17 protein-coding genes are annotated in these 19,696 nt (G+C 42.8%); 5 read left to right on the top strand and 12 right to left on the bottom strand.

Going from position 1 to position 19,696, the window contains the following annotated elements; translation table 11 throughout:
• From JEZ96_RS04940 to murJ, 9 genes are all read right to left on the bottom strand, one after another.
• On the bottom strand, positions 1–435 hold the full coding sequence (locus JEZ96_RS04940; protein ID WP_128090151.1) for a pilus assembly PilX family protein: 435 nt from the start codon (positions 433–435) through the stop codon (positions 1–3).
• Positions 436–447: 12 nt separating this feature from the next.
• Positions 448–1,431 (bottom strand): PilW family protein, encoded by a 984-nt coding sequence (locus JEZ96_RS04935; protein WP_025007349.1) that lies wholly within the window; start codon positions 1,429–1,431, stop codon positions 448–450.
• Complete coding sequence (gene pilV, locus JEZ96_RS04930; protein WP_198779858.1) at positions 1,432–1,983, bottom strand: type IV pilus modification protein PilV; 552 nt, start codon at positions 1,981–1,983, stop codon at positions 1,432–1,434. It lies immediately after the preceding gene.
• A gap of 216 nt (positions 1,984–2,199) precedes the next feature.
• Positions 2,200–3,129: a 4-hydroxy-3-methylbut-2-enyl diphosphate reductase gene (gene ispH, locus JEZ96_RS04925; protein WP_174520865.1), complete on the bottom strand. Its 930-nt coding sequence runs from the start codon at positions 3,127–3,129 to the stop codon at positions 2,200–2,202.
• A gap of 28 nt (positions 3,130–3,157) precedes the next feature.
• Positions 3,158–3,580 (bottom strand): FKBP-type peptidyl-prolyl cis-trans isomerase, encoded by a 423-nt coding sequence (gene fkpB / locus JEZ96_RS04920; RefSeq protein ID WP_011790370.1) that lies wholly within the window; start codon positions 3,578–3,580, stop codon positions 3,158–3,160.
• Positions 3,577–4,092, bottom strand: coding sequence for a signal peptidase II (gene lspA / locus JEZ96_RS04915; RefSeq protein ID WP_011790371.1), 516 nt, complete (start codon positions 4,090–4,092; stop codon positions 3,577–3,579). Before lspA ends, fkpB begins: the two co-directional genes overlap by 4 nt.
• 9 nt (positions 4,093–4,101) lie before the next feature.
• Positions 4,102–6,924, bottom strand: coding sequence for an isoleucine--tRNA ligase (gene ileS / locus JEZ96_RS04910; RefSeq protein WP_025007348.1), 2,823 nt, complete (start codon positions 6,922–6,924; stop codon positions 4,102–4,104).
• 32 nt (positions 6,925–6,956) lie between these two features.
• On the bottom strand, positions 6,957–7,892 hold the full coding sequence (gene ribF, locus JEZ96_RS04905) for a bifunctional riboflavin kinase/FAD synthetase (RefSeq protein ID WP_011790373.1): 936 nt from the start codon (positions 7,890–7,892) through the stop codon (positions 6,957–6,959).
• 65 nt (positions 7,893–7,957) lie between these two features.
• The gene (gene murJ / locus JEZ96_RS04900) at positions 7,958–9,517 is read right to left on the bottom strand and encodes a murein biosynthesis integral membrane protein MurJ (RefSeq protein ID WP_198779857.1); all 1,560 of its coding nucleotides are present in this window, start codon (positions 9,515–9,517) and stop codon (positions 7,958–7,960) included.
• 252 nt (positions 9,518–9,769) lie between these two features.
• Here murJ and rpsT point away from each other — a divergent pair, with 252 nt between their 5' ends.
• Entirely contained in the window at positions 9,770–10,036 is a 267-nt protein-coding gene (gene rpsT, locus JEZ96_RS04895) for a 30S ribosomal protein S20 (protein ID WP_011790375.1), read from the top strand.
• Between the two features lie 55 nt (positions 10,037–10,091).
• Here rpsT and JEZ96_RS04890 read toward each other — a convergent pair whose 3' ends face one another.
• Complete coding sequence (locus JEZ96_RS04890) at positions 10,092–10,388, bottom strand: ArsR/SmtB family transcription factor (protein WP_006084975.1); 297 nt, start codon at positions 10,386–10,388, stop codon at positions 10,092–10,094.
• A gap of 135 nt (positions 10,389–10,523) precedes the next feature.
• Here JEZ96_RS04890 and JEZ96_RS04885 point away from each other — a divergent pair, with 135 nt between their 5' ends.
• The gene (locus JEZ96_RS04885; RefSeq protein WP_061782635.1) at positions 10,524–11,933 is read left to right on the top strand and encodes a M28 family metallopeptidase; all 1,410 of its coding nucleotides are present in this window, start codon (positions 10,524–10,526) and stop codon (positions 11,931–11,933) included.
• A 59-nt stretch (positions 11,934–11,992) separates the two neighbouring features.
• On the opposite strand, the gene yaaA is transcribed toward JEZ96_RS04885, so the two are convergent.
• Together yaaA and JEZ96_RS04875 are read right to left on the bottom strand one after the other, a co-directional pair.
• On the bottom strand, positions 11,993–12,766 hold the full coding sequence (yaaA, locus tag JEZ96_RS04880) for a peroxide stress protein YaaA (protein WP_011790377.1): 774 nt from the start codon (positions 12,764–12,766) through the stop codon (positions 11,993–11,995).
• 128 nt (positions 12,767–12,894) lie between these two features.
• Entirely contained in the window at positions 12,895–14,340 is a 1,446-nt protein-coding gene (locus JEZ96_RS04875) for an alanine/glycine:cation symporter family protein (protein WP_011790378.1), read from the bottom strand.
• 427 nt (positions 14,341–14,767) lie between these two features.
• Here JEZ96_RS04875 and JEZ96_RS04870 point away from each other — a divergent pair, with 427 nt between their 5' ends.
• The 3 genes from JEZ96_RS04870 (at position 14,768) to tal (ending at position 19,694) form a co-directional block, all read left to right on the top strand.
• Positions 14,768–17,134, top strand: coding sequence for a phosphoketolase family protein (locus tag JEZ96_RS04870; protein WP_025008792.1), 2,367 nt, complete (start codon positions 14,768–14,770; stop codon positions 17,132–17,134).
• A 253-nt stretch (positions 17,135–17,387) separates the two neighbouring features.
• Positions 17,388–18,488: an OmpA family protein gene (locus tag JEZ96_RS04865; RefSeq protein WP_025008791.1), complete on the top strand. Its 1,101-nt coding sequence runs from the start codon at positions 17,388–17,390 to the stop codon at positions 18,486–18,488.
• A 249-nt stretch (positions 18,489–18,737) separates the two neighbouring features.
• On the top strand, positions 18,738–19,694 hold the full coding sequence (tal, locus tag JEZ96_RS04860; protein WP_011790381.1) for a transaldolase: 957 nt from the start codon (positions 18,738–18,740) through the stop codon (positions 19,692–19,694).
• Positions 19,695–19,696: the final 2 nt, after the last annotated feature.

The raw sequence follows: 19,696 nt of genomic DNA, 5'->3' as shown, positions 1-19,696 counted from the left end.
TTAATCTCCTGTTAGTACTTGCTGTTCAATCCCAGCAACAACAGTGATCTGCCCTAAATTGTCTCGACCAAACGTTGTTGTACTGCTAATTTCCACTCGTCGACAACTCACTAAATTAGCGCCAGTCGCCCTGTCTGTTCGCTGACAACTAACATCCCTAACTCCAGTAAGTGGGAGCGGAGTTAATTGCTGCGTTCCATTAAAGAGAGTTTCCGAAGTTACTAAGCCAAGGTTAGCAAAAAGTGCCCCTTGGTAATTTGTAATAACCTGCTGTAAACCACCATCAGCAAGCGCTTTTGCCTCAATTCGTTCAGAACCTGCGCCTGACATACGAAGTGATTGCGTAGAATTGACAGCCAATGCAACACCAATGACGGTCATAATGATCAATACAATCAGTGCAAAAAAAAGCACTATTCCACGCTGTTTGCTCATCAGAAACCTCATTTAACTACGGATCAATACTGGGTTTTCCAATACAACTGTCGTAGACATCACCTTACGCCGATAACTATCCTTAGGTGCTTCAATTGTTTTGTCACCTAATTGATACTGAGTTTCGTTAGTGTAGCTAGTATCAACTTGTACCGATCGCACTAATACAAATAATTTCAAGGCAACCAGTCGCTGAAAAGTCTGATTTTCCCACATTAAATTACTAACATTCTCGGCAGAAAGAAAACTATCTGGCGTATCATCTCCATCATTATCAAAACCATAGAGAATACGGAGATTTTCAATTCCCTCAACCAATTGCTCGTCGTTATTCATTCCAGAATTAGTCAAGGTTTTACGACGTAACACTGGAGTTTTAGCGGCATCATTACTAATAAAGTACACATGATGCTGGTACTCCCATATCCGCCCATTCGTCATAGTGGGAGAAGAGTTACCTGTAAAAAAAATCGCTTGGCTAGCATTAGCTACAACAAAAATATTATTACCAGAAGGAGCAGCAAGGGATGGACCAATTAACCTTTTAATTTGTACTACATCGGTATTGTTATTGACGTTGTTAAGGCAATCGAAAGGGGATGCACCAACGCCCTGCTCATAGCCCCACAAGCGTCGAAAATGTGCAGGTGTATTATTTGGCAAGGTAGCATTATTCAAACCATCACCAACACAATCATTCGCTACAGCAGCAATATTCACTTGGGTGTTGGAACCAAGAACAAAGTCAGTACCCGTCATATCACCCATAAAGCCAAGTTGGCTCAAATCACGCTCAAGAATTGCTAAAGCTATGCGGCCATTTTCCTGTAATTGATTAAATTGGCTTGTGGTTGTCACATTCGAAGATGACATACTAAACATGGTAAATACGCCCGCGGTTAAAAATAGGCCAATAACCATAGCGACCATAAGCTCAACCAATGACAGCCCAGTTTGATAATGAATAATCGCTATATTAAAGCGTTTTATCGCCATCTAAATCACCGCCTGCAGAGTAAAAACGCGCCGTCTTTTACTGGCGGTTCCACAATCTACGTTATCTATGCCATCACTCGTTTCAGTAATCCCTCGCCATGTCATAGTGATAGAAACTGTATTGGCGTTAACTCGAATACAGGCAGTTGGCGTATCTAAACCACCAACATGCTGAGAACCAACGACCTCATTCTCACCGGAAAAAGCGGACTGCCATTCATACAAATCCCAATTAACTAATTGGGCTGGCGTACAGAGAGTAACTCCCTCGCACGCAGGGGATACAGGCGTGATCGCCGTTTTAGCACCAGCATAATCACCATGGTAACTTGCCAGTTGTGTTGGATTAAGCTTCATCCGATTGATAATGTCACTTGCATAATAAGAAGCTTGCGTCTGTTGAAATGATTCAAAACTTCCGCGCTTGGCGATAATATGAAGATTAAAAATGCCTATTAAGCCAATGACTAAAATCACTAACGCGACAAGCACTTCTATCAATGAGAAGCCTTGTTGAAAATGACTTTGTTCAAACCGTTCGATTCTAGTCATGTTTTTGACAAGCTTTTCAGCTGCTTACCTTTTAAAAATCTTAATGTTACAACAAAGGCACCACGGTAGTTAATAATAGATGAGTAAAATGTAACTATCCAGTAACAATTATATCTAAGTACGACTACCATTATGCTTTACATGAATTTCAAATATTCAGGGCAAAAAAAAGAGGCATGATACCTCTTTTTATCATTTGAATAAAACAACTTAGTGTTACCGTAATTCAGCAGGTACCGCAAAAACTGTATCTTCTTTACGGCCTTCAACCTCTGTGACCACACTAGGGGCGAGTGTCGCGATAGCTTGAACAACTTGTTGAACTAAGACCTCGGGAGCAGATGCGCCTGCAGTCACTGCTACACGTGTAACATTATCAAACCAACTAGACTCAACATCATCCGCGGTGTCCACCAGATAAGACTGGGTTCCTGTTTTCAATGCTAGCTCGCGTAAACGATTAGAGTTAGAGCTATTCTTTGAGCCAACAACAATCAACAAATCAACGTCTGCAGACAAATTACGTACCGCATCTTGACGATTCTGCGTTGCATAACAGATATCGTCTTTTCGCGGACCTTCAATAGAGGGAAACCTTTTTTGTAAGGCAACAATAATGTCCAAAGTATCATCTACAGACAAAGTAGTTTGTGTCACGAAGCAGAGATTATTGGGGTCACGCACTTCCAAAGCTTCAACATCGGCTGGCGATTCAATCAGATAAACTCCACCATTAGGATTATCGTATTGACCCATAGTACCTTCGACCTCAGGGTGCCCTTCATGGCCAATCAGGATGCACTCAATACCTTTGCGGCTGGCACGCGTCACCTGAAGATGTACTTTAGTGACTAAGGGACACGTTGCATCAAAGACTCTCAGCCCTCGCGCCTTAGCTTCTTGTCTCACCGCTTGAGATACACCGTGGGCACTGAAAATAACGATATTATTATCAGGCACTTGATCAAGCTCTTCGACAAAAACCGCACCACGATCTTTCAGATTTTGCACGACATAGCGGTTATGCACAACTTCATGGCGAACATAGATTGGCGGTGAAAACAATTCCAACGCCCGTTCGACAATACTGATAGCACGATCCACTCCAGCACAAAAACCACGTGGATTGGCGAGTAAAATATTCAAGCTTGGGCTTGTAGGATCGAGTTTCATCTTATAGTACCTTTACGACATCCAATTCAAATGTCACCTTACGGCCCGCTAAGGGATGATTAAGATCAACGGTAATTGAATCCCCCGCGACTTCACGCACAATCCCAGGGATCTCGCTGCCGCCTGGACCTGCAAAGCTCACTATCACTCCTGCTTCCAAGTCCATATTCGCAGGGAAACGGCTTCTATCCATATAATGGATAGCATCAGGATTAGATTCACCAAAAGCATCAATCGCTTCGAGGGTAAAACTGTGTTTGTCCCCCTCATAAAGATCGGCTAACTGTGCCTCAAATGCCGGACTCAAAGTGCCGTCGCCCACATTTAATCGAGCGGGTTTACCCGAGGCTTTAGTGCTATCGGCGGTTGAACCATCCTCTAGTACAATATTCATATGACATAATAAAGAACGAGTTATAGTCACTTCTTAACTCCTTCCGTTGTATCTTGCTCTGATTTACCGCTTAAAAATGCATCCCAAATGATCAACACAGCACCAATACAAATCGCCGAATCGGCGATATTGAATGCTGGGTAGTGGCTCTTACCCCAAAAGAAATCGATAAAATCAACCACGAAACCGTGCATTAATCTGTCGACTAAATTGCCTAGGGCACCACCAATCACTAAGGTGTAGGCCAGATTCAGCTTCCACAAAGAAGCCGATTGCTTACGCAACCATACCGTCAGTAAAGTACTGAATCCAACTGCGACAATCGTAAACAACCAGCGTTGCCAGCCTCCGGCTTCACTTAAAAAGCTAAAAGCTGCACCGTAGTTACGTACGTAAGTAAAATTAAAAAAGGGCAATAACTGCACCGATTCAAACAAATCAAAATTGGCTAAGACCCATTGCTTAGATAGCTGATCGGCTAAAAACACCAACACAGCTACCCAATACCAACGTAAGCCACTGTCTTTCCAAGTTAATGGCATACAGATCCTTTATGCAAACTGACGAACTTCGCCGTCGCCTTCAATGTTAGTTACGCAGCGAGTACACAATGTTGGGTGAGCCTCGATAGTGCCAACTTCTTCTCTATGATGCCAGCAACGCTCACACTTCTCTGCTGTGCTTGAAGCAACCACTAATTTAAGTGATGCCAACTCAGTCTCAACCGCTTCAGTTGTTGCATCAGCTAAAGGCAATACTTTGGCTTCAGAGGTCAACAACACAAATCTTAATTCATCGCCAATATGGGTTAATTGCTCAGTCAAAGTGGCATCCGCAAACAAGGTCACTTCGGCTTCTAATGAACCTCCGATACGTTTGTCGCGCCGAGCTTGTTCAATCACTTTGTTCACTTCATTACGAACTGCCAGCAACTGCTGCCAATAGTCATCACTCAAATCCGTCGCTAACGTGACTGATTTCAAGCCTTGATACCATTCTTGGGTAAAGACATAAGCATCACGCTCACCAGGCAATAGTTGCCACACTTCATCGGCAGTGAAGCTGAGAACTGGCGCAATCCAACGCACCATAGCTTCAGCAATGTGGAACAGCGCCGATTGACAGCTACGACGCGCATGACCTTCTTGCTTAGCCGTATATTGACGATCTTTAATGATGTCCAGATAGAAACTGCCTAACTCAACCGAGCAGAACTGCATCAGTTTTTGGGTCACTATATGGAAGTTATATTGATCATAGGCTTCGATAATTTCCTGTTGCAGCGCAGCGGCACGGCGAACAACCCAACGATCTAACGCCACCATATCTTCCACGGCCACTAGATCCTTAGCGGGATCAAAACCATTTAAGTTGGCTAATAGGAATCGAGCCGTGTTACGAATGCGACGGTAAGCATCGGCACTGCGATTTAAAATTTCGTCAGAAACCGTCATCTCACCGCTGTAATCGGTTGCTGCTACCCATAAACGCAGAATATCGGCGCCTAATTTGTTAGTGACAGTTTGCGGCGCAATCACGTTACCGATAGACTTTGACATCTTACGGCCTTTACCATCAACGGTAAATCCGTGGGTAAGCACTTGTTTATAAGGAGCTTTACCATTCATCGCAGTTGATATCATCAAGGATGACATAAACCAACCGCGATGTTGATCGCTACCTTCAAGATACAAGTCAACACCATGACCATGGAATTCAGGGCGTGCAGCAACTACTGATGAAAAGGTTGAACCTGAGTCATACCAAACGTCCAAAGTATCAGTCACTTTACGGTATTGATCCGCCTCATCACCCAGCAATTCAGCGGCATCAAGATCCCACCAAGCTTGAATGCCCTGCTGTTCGATACGATTCGCCACGCGTTCCATTAACGACACGCTATCAGGATGCAACTCTTCGGTTTCTCGGTTCACAAACAGCGTGATAGGCACACCCCAAGTACGTTGGCGTGAGATACACCAGTCAGGGCGGTTTTCAACCATTTTTTCGATACGACTTTGGCCCCAATCAGGGATCCATTGGGTTTGTTCGATTTCTTTCAATGCTTGCGTGCGTAGGCCGTGGTTATCCATAGAGATGAACCACTGCGGTGTCGCGCGGAAGATAATTGGTGTTTTGTGGCGCCAGCAATGTGGGTAGCTGTGACGGTAAGCCACGTGATTCAGCAAGGCACCTTTTTCTCTCAGCAAAGCGACGACGTTATCGTTAGCTTTAAAAACATGTTGCCCAGCAAAATACTCAGTATCAGGCTTGTATACACCGTTGTCGCCAACAGGGTTTGCAACTTCTAAACCGTACTTTTGACCAACAACAAAGTCGTCTTGGCCATGACCCGGTGCAGTATGAACGATACCGGTACCCGCATCAGTAGTGACGTGATCGCCTAAAATTGCAGGCACATCAAAATCCAAGAACGGGTGATTAAAGCGGACAAGCTCAAGCGCGGCGCCTTTGGTTGTACCAAGCACTGTATGGCTTTCTACGTTATAGCGAGTCAGGCAAGATTCAACCAAGACTTCAGCTAAAATAAGCGCTTGTGTCACACCGTCTTTTTCGAATTCGACTAAGCTGTAATCCAGCTCCGGACTCAAAGACAAGGCGCGGTTCGCAGGTAACGTCCATGGCGTGGTCGTCCAAATGACCATAGAGACAGGATGCGAGTAATCGCTTACCCCAAACTTAGCCGCAACGGCTTTGCTGTCAGCGGCGACAAACGCCACATCAATAGCAGGTGATGTCTTATCTTCATATTCGACTTCGGCTTCAGCTAACGCTGAACCACAGTCGGTACACCAATGCACAGGTTTGACGCCTTTATGCAAGTGACCACTTTCAATCACTTTCGATAAAGAACGAACGATATTAGCTTCTGTTGAAAAATCCATCGTTAAGTACGGATTTTGCCAATCACCCAACACACCTAAACGGATAAAGTCTTCACGTTGGCCGTTAACTTGCTCTGCAGCGTATTTACGGCATTCTTCACGGAATTCTGCTGCAGTGATTTTTTGACCAGGCTTACCCACTTTTTGCTCAACTTTCAGCTCAATAGGTAAACCATGGCAATCCCAACCTGGAACATAAGGCGCGTCAAAACCAGACATGGTTTTTGACTTAACAATAATGTCCTTGAGGATTTTATTAACTGAGTGACCAATATGAATACTGCCATTTGCATACGGTGGGCCGTCATGCAAAATGAAGGGAGTACGGCCAATTCGGCTATCACGGATCTGCTGATACAAACCGTCTTTTGTCCAGCGCTCTAACATCTCTGGCTCGCGATTTGCCAAATTACCACGCATCGGAAACTCTGTTTCCGGCAAATTCAAAGTAAATTTATAGTCGCTCATTGATCCTATACCGTTAATTAAACTGATAAATTTCAGCCTGCATCATTACCAAATAAAGCTCGGGCTTCATTTGCATCATTTAAAATCTGTTTTTTTAGCGCATCCAATGAGTCAAAAGGCTGCTCATCTCGGAGTTTAGCCACCAACTCGACTTCAACATGTTTGCCGTAAATGTCATCTTCAAAATCAAAAAGATGCACCTCAAGCTGACACACTTGACCGTTCACTGTCGGGCGAAACCCAATATTGGCTACGCCCTCATAAATATCGCTGTTATCCCAATAACATTTAACCGCAAACACACCGCGTACCGGCACAACATTGCGCTTTAAGGCAATATTCGCAGTAGGAAATCCGATAGTGCGGCCAATTTTTTGCCCATGTGCAACACGACCACTGAGTGTAAAAGGATGACCTAATAGACGTCTTGCCTGCTCAAGATTGCCCTTCGCCAATTGTTCACGCACAGCAGTGGAACTCACCCGCTGGGACCCCACAATAAAACTCTGCGTACTCACAACCGTAAAGCCGAAACGCTCCCCAGCATGCATGAGCATGTCAAAATTACCTTTACGGCCTTGGCCAAAACAAAAATCATCACCCACAACTAGATATTTGACACCGAGCTTACGAACTAACAATTCTTCAATAAAATGCTCTGCAGGTTGACTCGCAAAAGCGCGATTAAAGTTAACACACACTAACCGCTCAACACCTAGCTCATCGAGTAAAATGACTTTATCACGTAATAAACTCAAACGAGCAGGAGCATTATCACCGCTGAACAACTCTTGTGGTTGAGGTTCAAACGTCATCACCGTCGATGGCAGCGATAATTGCTTCGCCTTCTGCACTAAGTTGGTAATCACTTGAGCGTGACCACGATGAACACCGTCAAAATTACCTATAGTCAAAACACACCCATGGTGAGATGACAAAATGTTATGTATACCGCGGATTAATTCCATAACGTTAGACAACTGCTAAGCGCAAATCGGCTGATTATATAACAGCTAGCGATGAGAATCAGCAATCATGCTCCCCGTTTCATTGACCAAGGACGAATTCCAAACACAAGTAACCCAAGCAGATAAGTTACAGCCCCCAAAGCGATTAAGCCCATCAAAGCCTTCCCACGCTCAATCAGGTGCCATTCTAGCCATTGGGATTGTGACGGCAAAAAGTAGTATAAGACTACCACCATCAAGGCTGTAGAGACCACGGCTTTAGCAAAAAACACCATCGTTGGCTTCGAAACTCGATATACCCCCGCTAAATGCAAGCCTCGGTATAGTAATGTCGCGTTGAGCAATGCTGACATGGAGGTGGCAATCGCCAAGCCAACATATCCAAAAGGTACCGCAAACAAGAGGTTAAACCCCATGTTAGTAATCATAGCAATAATGCCATATCGTACGGGCGTCTTAGTATCTTGGCGAGAGTAATATCCTGGCGCCAGCACTTTAATCAGCATAAAGCTAAGTAAACCACTACCGTAAGCCATCAAACTATAGGAAGCCATTTCTACATCGTGAACAGAGAAAGCGCCGCGCATAAACAGCACCATCAACATGGGCTTAGCTAATACGATTAATCCCATCATTGCAGGCAACCCAAGCAATAAAATCGCTTTTATTCCCCAGTCCATGGTTTTACCAAAACCAGCGCCTTCTGCATTAACATGGTTTCGTGAAAGTGCAGGTAAAATAACCGTTCCAATCGCAATCCCAAAAAGCCCAAGCGGAAACTCCAACAATCGATCAGAGTAATAAAGCCAACTAATTGAGCCTGTCATCAAAAAACTAGCGATAAAGGTATCAAATAAAAGGTTAATTTGTGAAACAGACACACCAAATAATGCAGGGATCATTAGCGCTCTAATCTTAACGACACCAGGGTGATTCCAGCCCCAAGAAGGTTTAACAAGCGCCTTTTCTCGCAAAAGAAAGGGAATTTGAAATAAAAACTGAATCAATCCACCACAAAACACCCCCCAAGCGAGAGTGATTTCAGGTTGAGTCGATGTTGGTGCATAGAAAATAGCCGCAGCAATAATCGCCACGTTAAGAAATACAGGCGTAAAAGCCGATACCGCAAAACGTCCTCGGGTGTTTAAAATTGAGCCAGCTAAGGCAGTAAAAGTGATAAACCACAAATAAGGGAAAGTAATTTTAAGCACGACGGTAGCAAGTTCAAATTTCGCACCATCAGGCTCATTGTTAAGCCATGCGATGAACCAACCGCCACCAAATAGTGCCGATAATACAGGTGACGCTATTACTCCAACTAAGGTGACTATTGTCACTAACAAACCAAGTGTTCCCGCTACCTTACTCAATAACTCACGGGTTTCCTCCGATGAATGCTTTTCCTGATATTCAGTTAAAACAGGAACAAATGCTTGTGCAAATGCACCTTCTGCAAATAAGCGGCGTAAAAAATTTGGAATTTTATTGGCGAAGAAAAAAACATCCGCACTGGTTCCTGCTCCCATCAAGTTTGCAACTACAACATCTCTTATCAAACCTAAAACACGGGATATCAATGTCATTGCACTGACTATCATACCAGATCTTAATAATTTTCTACTCAAACGTCCCCCAGACCTACATCGAATTGATTAGGTGATTCATCTCAAAAAATCGACTCAGGCTCTGTCACACCGCGGCAATAGCTGTTAGAATTGCGCCACATATTACACGAGTTGGGTTGAAGATAGCCAAGGCAGGTTGGATTAATTTATCTTTATGATGAATATTCAATCATAGTCATTGACAAAGTGACTAAATGCAGGCATATTCCTCGGCCTTTAAAAGTATCAAATCCAGTTTTTAGGAGTTGCACCTTGGCTAATAGCAAGTCTGCAAAGAAGCGCGCGCTTCAATCTGAAAAGCGTCGTCAGCATAACGCCAGCCGTCGCTCAATGTTACGTACATACGTTAAAAAAGTAATCGCTGCAATTAAAGCAGGCGATCACAAAACGGCAACAGAAGCTTTTGCTGTTGCACAACCAATCGTTGACCGTATGGCGACTAAAGGTCTTATTCACAAGAATAAAGCCGCTCGTCAAAAGGCTCGTTTGAACGCTAAGATCAAAGCAATCGCTGCTTAATGACTAGCAAATCAAAAAAACCGGCAATTGCCGGTTTTTTTATATCTGAAAAATATCAATGACAATAGATGTTATTCAGTAGGTGGATCATCTCCCGTACTTCATCACTTTTCAGTGAGTAAAATACCGTTTGCGCTTCTTTGCGTGTGGTTACTAAATTATCTTTGCGTAACCAAGCAAGGTGTTGCGACAGTGCCGATTGACTTAAGCCTAATTTCTTGTTCATTTCGCCAACACACATTTCTCCTTCATTCAATAAATAACAAAGGATAAATAAACGGCGTTCGTTTGCGAGTGCCTTTAATAGCACTACAGCATGATCGGCTCGCTCCTGCATTAATTCAATATTCATTACGCACTTCTTCTCCTAAATCTAACCCCTGCGCTAATATAGCGTTGCCTTACAGATATAGTCGGGACATAAAGCACACTTTTTGCTAGATTGTTTTTAAAAGTGGGACATGCTTAATAAAAATAAAGGAAACCTATGAAGCGCTACCAAACAACATTGATGACAGGTCTTTTAATTAGCAGCTTAAACGCTTGCCAAAATCACGTTGAAACAATGTCAATAACAAATAATGATGCCTACCTATTACAACAAACCGCATTATCCTCATCATTAGGATACGACATCGTAGAATCCTTAACCGTTGAAGTCGGACCTAGACTAGCTGGAAGTCCTAAAGATATTATTGCGGTAAATTGGGCCATGGATAAATTAACTCATCTCGGGTTTGATCGAGTATATAAAGAACCAGTACAAGTCCCCATATGGGAACGCGGTGAAGCCAAAGCTAAGATAACCTTTCCCGTTGAACAGCCCCTGGTAATCACCGCTCTTGGTGGTAGTGTTGCAACACCAACGACAGGAATCCAAGCGAAGATCATCCGTTTTGATAGCTTAGAAGCGCTTAAACAAGCAAACCCTGAGGATGTCAAAGGTAGGATAGCCTTTATTGACCAAAAGACTGAACGGCATATCACTGGTGAAGGATACGGTAAGAGTGTTGGAGGACGTTCTAAAGGTGCTGTTGCTGCGGCAGAGAAAGGAGCTGTAGCGATTATTATCCGATCGATTGGCACAGATCACGATCGCATGGCCCATACAGGTGTGATGCGTTACCAAGATGGTGTACCCAAAATCCCCGCAGCGGCAATGTCAAATCCCGATGCAGACTTAGTCACTGCAATGCTAAGACGCGATCCAAATGCAATACTCGAGTTGCAGATGTCACCAAAGAACTCTGGTTTTAATACCTCTTACAATGTCATTGCCGAAGTAACGGGCAGTAGTAAGCCCAATGAAATAGTACTCATTGGTGCTCATTTAGATTCCTGGGATGAAGGTACTGGCGCGATTGATGACGGTGCCGGTGTTGCCATTGTCACTGCGGCGGCAAAACATATCCAAGATTTACCGATAAAACCTGCACGTACGGTAAGAGTAGTACTTTATGCAGCGGAGGAGATTGGTCTCATGGGAGGAAAAGCCTATGCTGAAGCCCATAAAGCAGAATTACCCTTGCATTATATTGCCGCTGAATCTGATTTTGGTGCTGGGCGCATTTACCAAATTGATACAAAAGTAAATGAAGGCGTATTCACAAAAGTGCAAAATATATTAAAACCTATGACCTTGAATGGCGTTATGCTTGGAAGTAATCAGGCTTCAGCGGGACCCGATATTTCAATGTTGCCCGCACAGGGAGTACCCGTTGCCTCTCTGAGACAGGATGGCCGCGATTACTTTGACTATCATCACACCCCAAATGATACTTTAGACAAAATTGATCCCGCGGCATTAGCGCAAAATGTTGCTGCCTATGCACAATTTGCTTATCTCATGGCAAATTCGAATATAGTACTTACTCCATTGGCGAGTGAAATAAAATAACAAGTAAATGGAGTAATAGAGAATGACGTTAACCGTTCTCTATTATTCCCTTCTATTTCCTATTGTGCTTCACGTAAAAAAGTCGGCTCACTCTGCGTACTATGCTCTTCGCTGTAGTAATAGCCTGCAGCATCAAATTTTATTAATTCATCGATAGAGTTTATCTGCTGTTTAATAATATACCGCGCCATCATGCCTCGAGCTCGCTTAGCAAAAAAGCTAATCACTTTATATTGACCATTTTTATAATCTTTAAATACTGGTGTGATTAATTGCCCATCTAACTGTCTCACTTTTATCGCTTTGAAATATTCATTAGAGGCTAAATTAACGACTATCCTATCACCCTGTTCCGTTAGCGTTTTGTTAACGGCTAGCGTTAATATATCTCCCCAAAAATCATAAAGATTCTTACCTCTAGCATTATTTAATGCAGTCCCCATTTCTAAACGATAAGGCAAGATTAAATCCAAGGGGCGCAATAAACCATACAACCCCGACAAAATACGCAACTGTGACTGAGCGCGTTCTAGCTCTTGTGATGATAATGTATCGGCATCAAAGCCTGTATACACATCGCCTCTAAAAGCAAAAATGGCTTGTTTGGCATTTTCTAAAGTAAATTGAGGTTGCCACCCTTCAAAACGGGCAGCATTTAAACCTGCAATTTTATCACTGACTTTCATTAGTGTTGCTATATCACTCGGAGCTAACTGTCGACAAACTTGGATCAACTCTTGGCTATGGTATAAAAAATCAGGCTGAGAATAGACTTGAGTTAAGGGTGGCTGCTCAAAATCGAGGGTTTTAGCCGGTGAAACCAATATCAACATCAAAAACTCCAATTGAAAAAGAAGACCTTACCATCATACTTACCAGAGATAAAAAAACCACGTATTGCATACGTGGTTTTTGCAATAGCAATAATAAACAAACTAAAGAATAATGCTAAACTAATGAATTACAGTACTTTAGCTGATTTAGCATCACCTGTATCTTGCCAAATATCATTATCTAGTTGATCCATAAGCTCAGGAAACTTACTGCGATCAAATTCTGGCATTTTCCCTGTTTTAAGCTGCTCACGATAATCGTTAATGACTCGGATAGCCAACCCAGATAAAAGCAGTAATGCCACAATATTTACTGTAGCCATAAGCCCCATTGAGACATCAGCTAAATTCCACACTAGACTAATCTTTGCAACGGCGCCAAACATCACCATACCTAATACACATAAGCGGAATAAGGGTAGTGCCTTGGTACTATTGCCAGTCAAAAACATCACATTCGTTTCAGCATAAGAATAGTTTGCAATAATAGAGGTAAAACAAAATAAGAAAATTGCGACTGCAATAAATGCCCCCCCCCAATCTCCAACATGAGTAGACATGGCATTGATAGTGAGTCGAATACCATCCTCACTAGTGCCAATATCCCCAGATAACAGGATGATCGCAGCCGTTGCAGTACAAATAACGATAGTATCGGCAAATACCCCCATCATTTGGACAAAGCCTTGAGATGCAGGATGATTAGGGTTAGGTGATGCACTTGCTGCAACATTTGCCGCACTCCCCATACCCGCTTCATTCGAGAAAAGTCCACGAGCAATACCCGCTTGCATCGCTTGCGAGACAGTATAAGCCACACCGCCAGCCGCAGCCTCTTGCCACCCAAAAGCACTCTTCACAATTAAGCTAATAATTGCAGGGAGTTGATCTAAATTGAACATAACGATAATGAAAGCAACGAGAATATAGGCTAACGCCATGATAGGCACTATAAACTCTGAGACTCGCGCCACTTTACGTAGACCGCCTACAATCACAAAGCCACTAGCGACGACCAATCCAATCCCGACATAAGTAGGATTAAAACCAAATACCCGTTCCATAGCACCAGTGATAGTATTTGCTTGTACTGCATTGAATACTAAACCAAATGCAATAATCAGAAAGACTGCAAATAAAATGCCCATCCATCTCTGACCCAGTCCTTTCTCCATATAATAAGAAGGGCCACCACGAAACTGACCATTATGATCTCGAACTTTATAAACCTGTGCTAAGGTTGATTCAACCATAGCAGTCGCCATACCTAAAATAGCGATGAGCCACATCCAAAATACCGCACCAGGGCCTGCTGCACCGATAGCGACAGCAACACCTGCCATATTACCGGCACCGACACGAGCAGCCATACTGGTGCAAAAGACTTGAAATGAAGAAAGTCCGCTATCGCAACCTTGTCGGCTCATGGTCATAACTTTAATGGAATGTTTAAAGTGAGTTAACTGGATAAAGGCAAGTCTAATACTGAAATAAAGACCAGCACCTACCAGTCCATAAACTAACAACTTGCCCCAAAGTAGCGCATTCAAAAAATTAACTATGGTTTCTAACATATTATTTTACTTCTTCCCGTAGCAAATGCTCCTCTAATGGTAATTAAAGGTACAACATCTGTGGTGAATGAATCCTTCCAAGTTAAAGGTAAGAATTTCAGTAGATTTATTTTTTCAAATTATCCTTCCGTGAATTTACAACATCACGGCTACCGAATTCAACGCAGCAAAGTAGCACAGTATTCGAAATCACTCATGTGATCAAGCCTACATTTACACGCTCAAACACCGACCGCGTCACTAGACATAACTTCACGCAAGCCTTTGTTAAAGCTAAATTAACAAATGAGAAAACTCAAACCACCAAACGTAACATCAAAAACAACTTTTAAAATTTGGATGTAGGGCACATTTTTGTAATAAAACTACAAATATAGTAACCCCATCGAAACTCAATTTACTTTTGTCAGCTCTAGTGAGGCTAAATATGACACACATCCATGAAATAAACGCTCTGAAAAAGTACGTCAGAGCAACAAACTTCCTTGCCACATCACAAATTTACCTCAAACAAAATGTCTTACATAAACGTCCACTAGCACACTCTGACATAAAACCACGCTTACTCGGTCACTGGGGAACGTGTCCTGGTATCAACTTTGTTTATGCCAACATTAATAGACTCATCGTTAAACATAATCGTCCATTCATCTATTTAGTTGGCCCTGGTCACGGTTTCCCTGCCGTACAAGCTAACTTGTTCCTCGAAGGTTCCTTAAGCCACTTCTACCCTGAAACGATTCCGTATAACGAAACTGGTATCGAAGATATCTGTAAAAAGTTTTCAGCAGCCTATGGTTATCCTTCACACGCGAACCCAGAAGCTCCAGGGCAAATCCTTGAGGGGGGGGAATTAGGCTATTCACTTTCAGTAGGTTGGGGTGCCGTTCTCGATAATCCTGACCTAATCGCCACGGTTTTGATTGGTGACGGTGAATCAGAAACTGGCCCACTCGCCGCCTCATGGTATGCAAACCGTTTAGTATCACCGGCCACCAACGGGGCCGTGCTTCCAATAGTGCATATTAATGGTTATAAAATTTCTGGTCCAACTCGTATGGGGCGCATGAGCCATGAAGAGCTAGATCTTGAATTCCGAGGCTTAGGTTATTTCCCCATCATTGTTGACAGTGATGCAGAAGAAGATATCTATGTGCAGATGACAAATGCCATGGATACTGCTTACAGCATGATCAACGAGATTCAAACCCGAGCTCGTAGTGGTGAAGATGTCGTCAAACCTCGCTGGCCAGTGATCTTGATGCGGACAGCTAAAGGTTGGACAGGCGTGAGCGAATACAATGGTGTCAAGCTAGAGGGCAATTGCGAATCTCATCAAGTCATTGTGAATAAATGTGCGACTGACAAAGGCCACCTTGATTCACTCAATAACTGGCTAGCCAGCTATCATTTCCAAGAGCTTTATCATATGAATGATAAAGGTGAGCTGATTTTTGATGCCGATATCTGCTCATTAATCCCACCGAAACAACTTGCCTGTGGCCGCCAACACTTAACCTATGGTGGCGAAGTAGTTAGAGCTTTATCTAATCCCGATCTTGAAAAACTCTGCTACGGTCCAGAAGTTCCACGTGGTCAACGTGGTTTTTCAATGCTGAAAATGGGCCAGTGGATGCGAGATGCATTTAAGCTTAACCGTGATCAAAATAATCTACGCATTTTCAGTCCAGATGAAACCTATTCAAACCAATTACAAGCGGTATTTGAAGAAACAGATCGCGCATGGCAGTGGCCAATCGAAAGCTGGGATGAAGATATGTCCCGCGATGGACGAGTGATTGAATTATTATCAGAGAACTTGCTTTTCGGTATGTTGCATGGCTATACAGTAACGGGACGACATGGCATGTTCCCAACTTATGAGTCCTTCTCGCAGGTCGTTTCATCCATGGCAGATCAATACTGTAAGTATGTATATGCAAGCCAAGGTGTCCACTTCCGTAAACCACTACCAGCATGTAACGTCGTGCTATCTTCCCTCTTAGAGCGTCAAGATCACAATGGCTACTCACACCAAAACCCTTCATTTTTAGGGGCAATGTTAGAAAAACATCCAAAAATTATTTCGGCTTATTTACCTGCTGATGCCAACAGTACTCTCGTCTATACAGAGCGCGCATTTGCCGACCGTGACAAGCTCAATATCCTTGTTGCAGGTAAAAAAGAACTCCCTCAATGGTTAAGCCTAGAAGAAGCCCGTAAGCAAGCAAAAGACGGTGTTATGGTATGGGATTTTGCTTCTGACGAGAATCCCGATATTGTTCTTGCAGGCTGCGGAGACTATGTCACTCAAGAATGTATGGCATCCTTGGTATTAATTCGGGAATTATTACCAAGAGCAAGAATTCGCTTCGTTAGTGTAACGGAATTAAGCAGTGATGGCTTAGGTAGCCGTAAGTTTAAAGAAAAGCCTTGGTTAATGGATGAAATATTTACTCAAGATAAAGGAGTCGTATTTAACTATCATGGTTATCCAAATACAATTAAAAAGTTAATTTTTGATTACAAAGGAAGTCGCCGTTTTAGAATTAAAGGATATGAAGAAGAAGGTTCAACAACCACACCATTCGATATGGGCGTTCGTAATGGAACATCACGCTATCACCTTGTTATTGATATGGCTTATAAGTTGTTCCAACAAGGCGTAATAGATGAAACTCAGCATGTTTCAATTACCACAGATATGCTGCAGAGACTTGTTGATCATCGCAACTATATTAAAGCAAATGGTGTTGATCCAATCGAAATTGAAAACTGGGTTTGGACACGTTAATTAACAAAATTAGCTAACAATATCGATACATTTTAAAGGCACTCTTTTGAGTGCCTTTTTAACATTCAAACGCATTAACGGAATGGTGAACGATAAAAACATTAGACTTAACACTGGAAAAATTTAACAAATGAGGTGATAATTAACCGCTGGCTACAATACCATAAGGATCCCCACACTCAGTGCTAGCAATGTTTTGCATAAAACCGCAAAGCATATTTTGTGGAGAATCATAAACAATGGACTTAAACAAATGATGAAGAATACATTAAAAGTAGTTTTACTTACGTCAATGCTCCCACTTGCTGCCAGTGCATCTCAAGAACTCACGCCTTGGTATGTTGGTGCAGGTCTAGGCGTTAATAACTATGAACACATTGCAACTCAAAACGGTGATGACAACCCATACGCATGGGATATATTTGCCGGCTATATGTTTAATGACTACTTTGGTGCAGAAATCGGCTACCGTGATCTAGGTAACGCTGATTGGACCACTTCAGGCATTAGCAACGATGCTGACGTAAAAGGCGCGACACTTGGTTTAGTTGGTCTTTGGCCATTAGCTAACCGTTGGAGCCTATCAGCTGAAGCTGGAGCAATGTATTACACTCTTGAAAATAGCCAACGTAATACTATTTCTGGTGATCGTAGTTCATATAGCTCTGACGACTTCGCCCCATACTTTGGTGCAGGTATCGGCTACAACTTCACTGACAACTTGAAGTTACAAGCCAAATACCGTCGTTATGAAAACTTAGATGACAAATACAACATCGTTGAAGCAGATAGCAACTACTGGGGCCTAGAGCTTAGCTACCGTTTTGGCACTCCAGTTGCCGCCGCTGCACCAGTTGTAGCAGCCGTTGTTGCTGCACCTGTCGACTCAGACAACGATGGTGTATACGACGATAAAGATCAATGTCCAGCGACACCAGCAACTCATAAAGTTGACTCTGTGGGCTGTACCATTTATGAAAATGTGAAAAACAAAGAAGACGTAGGTTCAATCCAGTTTGCTAACGACTCTGCTGTAGTTAAAAATGTATACTACAAAGACATCGAAAGACTAGCTAACTACTTGAACAAGAACCCTGAATTCACAGTTGAAATTGCTGGTCATGCCTCAAACGTAGGTAAACCAGAATACAACATGGTTCTGTCTGACAAGCGTGCTGACGCTGTTGCCAATATTCTTGTAGAAAAATTTGGTATTAGCAGAAGTCGTGTGACCTCCAACGGTTACGGTATTACTCAGCCGTTAGTTGCTGGTGATTCGAAAGAAGCTCATGCTGCGAACCGTCGCATTGAAGCTATCGTTACAACCACAACAAAACAACCTGTTCTGAAGTAATTCATTACAGTCCATTACAAAAGTCGCTGCTTGCAGCGACTTTTTTGTTTTTTGGCATCTATAATACCTAAGCGATTGGTACTTCCCTCCAACTGAAATGAATGACTTTAGTTCCTTACATTGAAATCGACATTGTTTTGTCATTTTTGTAATTTTTTTACATTCGAGGTTGGAAAAGTTGGTAAAATCGCTTCTAATAGTCATCAGTGAATTCCGAGTTTAGACAGTTACCTGAGAAGGATGTTTTCCATGGCCAATACGTTAGAACAACTCAAGTCATATACAACTATTGTTGCAGATACCGGTGATATAGAAGCAATTAAACGCTATCAACCTGAGGATGCGACAACAAATCCATCTCTCATCTTAAAAGCAGCTCAAATCCCTGAATATAGTTATTTAATTGATAATGCCATTGCTTGGGCACAGACACAGAGCACTGAACTTGAGCAACAAATTGACGATGCGAGTGACAAGCTAGCAGTCAATATCGGCGTTGAAATTCTGAAGCTCGTTCCAGGCCGAATCTCAACAGAGGTCGATGCCCGCCTCTCATTCGATAAAGAAAAATCCATTGCTAAAGCCCATAAGCTAGTACGTTTGTATCAAGAAGCTGGGATTGATAAATCTCGTATTTTGATCAAATTAGCCTCTACATGGGAAGGCATTTGTGCAGCCAAGGAATTAGAGCAAGAAGGGATTAATTGCAATCTCACATTATTATTCAGTTTTGCTCAGGCTCGAGCTTGCGCTGAAGCAGGCGTTTACCTGATTTCTCCTTTTGTTGGCCGTATTCTAGATTGGTATAAAAAAGACACAGGTAAGGATTATGCACCAGCCAATGATCCAGGTGTTGTTTCGGTCACTGAAATTTACAACTACTACAAACAGCACGGTTATAACACTGTGGTAATGGGAGCCAGTTTCCGCAATATAGGTGAAATCATTGAGTTAGCAGGCTGTGACCGCTTAACTATTGGCCCTTCACTCCTAGAAGAGTTAGCCAATTCTCAAGCGCAAATTCAAGCTAAACTCTTACCAGCGACAACGACGGTTGCAGCAGAGACGCCTCTGACTGAAGCGCAATTCCGTTGGGACTTCAACCAAGATCCAATGGCGGTTGAAAAGTTAGCGGAAGGTATACGTAATTTCGCCATCGACCAGGGCAAACTTGAAGTAATGCTCAAGGCAAAACTCTCAAACTAAGC

This window comes from Shewanella putrefaciens (genome assembly GCF_016406325.1).
Lineage (GTDB): Bacteria > Pseudomonadota > Gammaproteobacteria > Enterobacterales > Shewanellaceae > Shewanella > Shewanella putrefaciens.
Note: the sequence above shows the minus strand (reverse complement) of the source record. Positions and strands in the feature narration are given on the sequence as shown.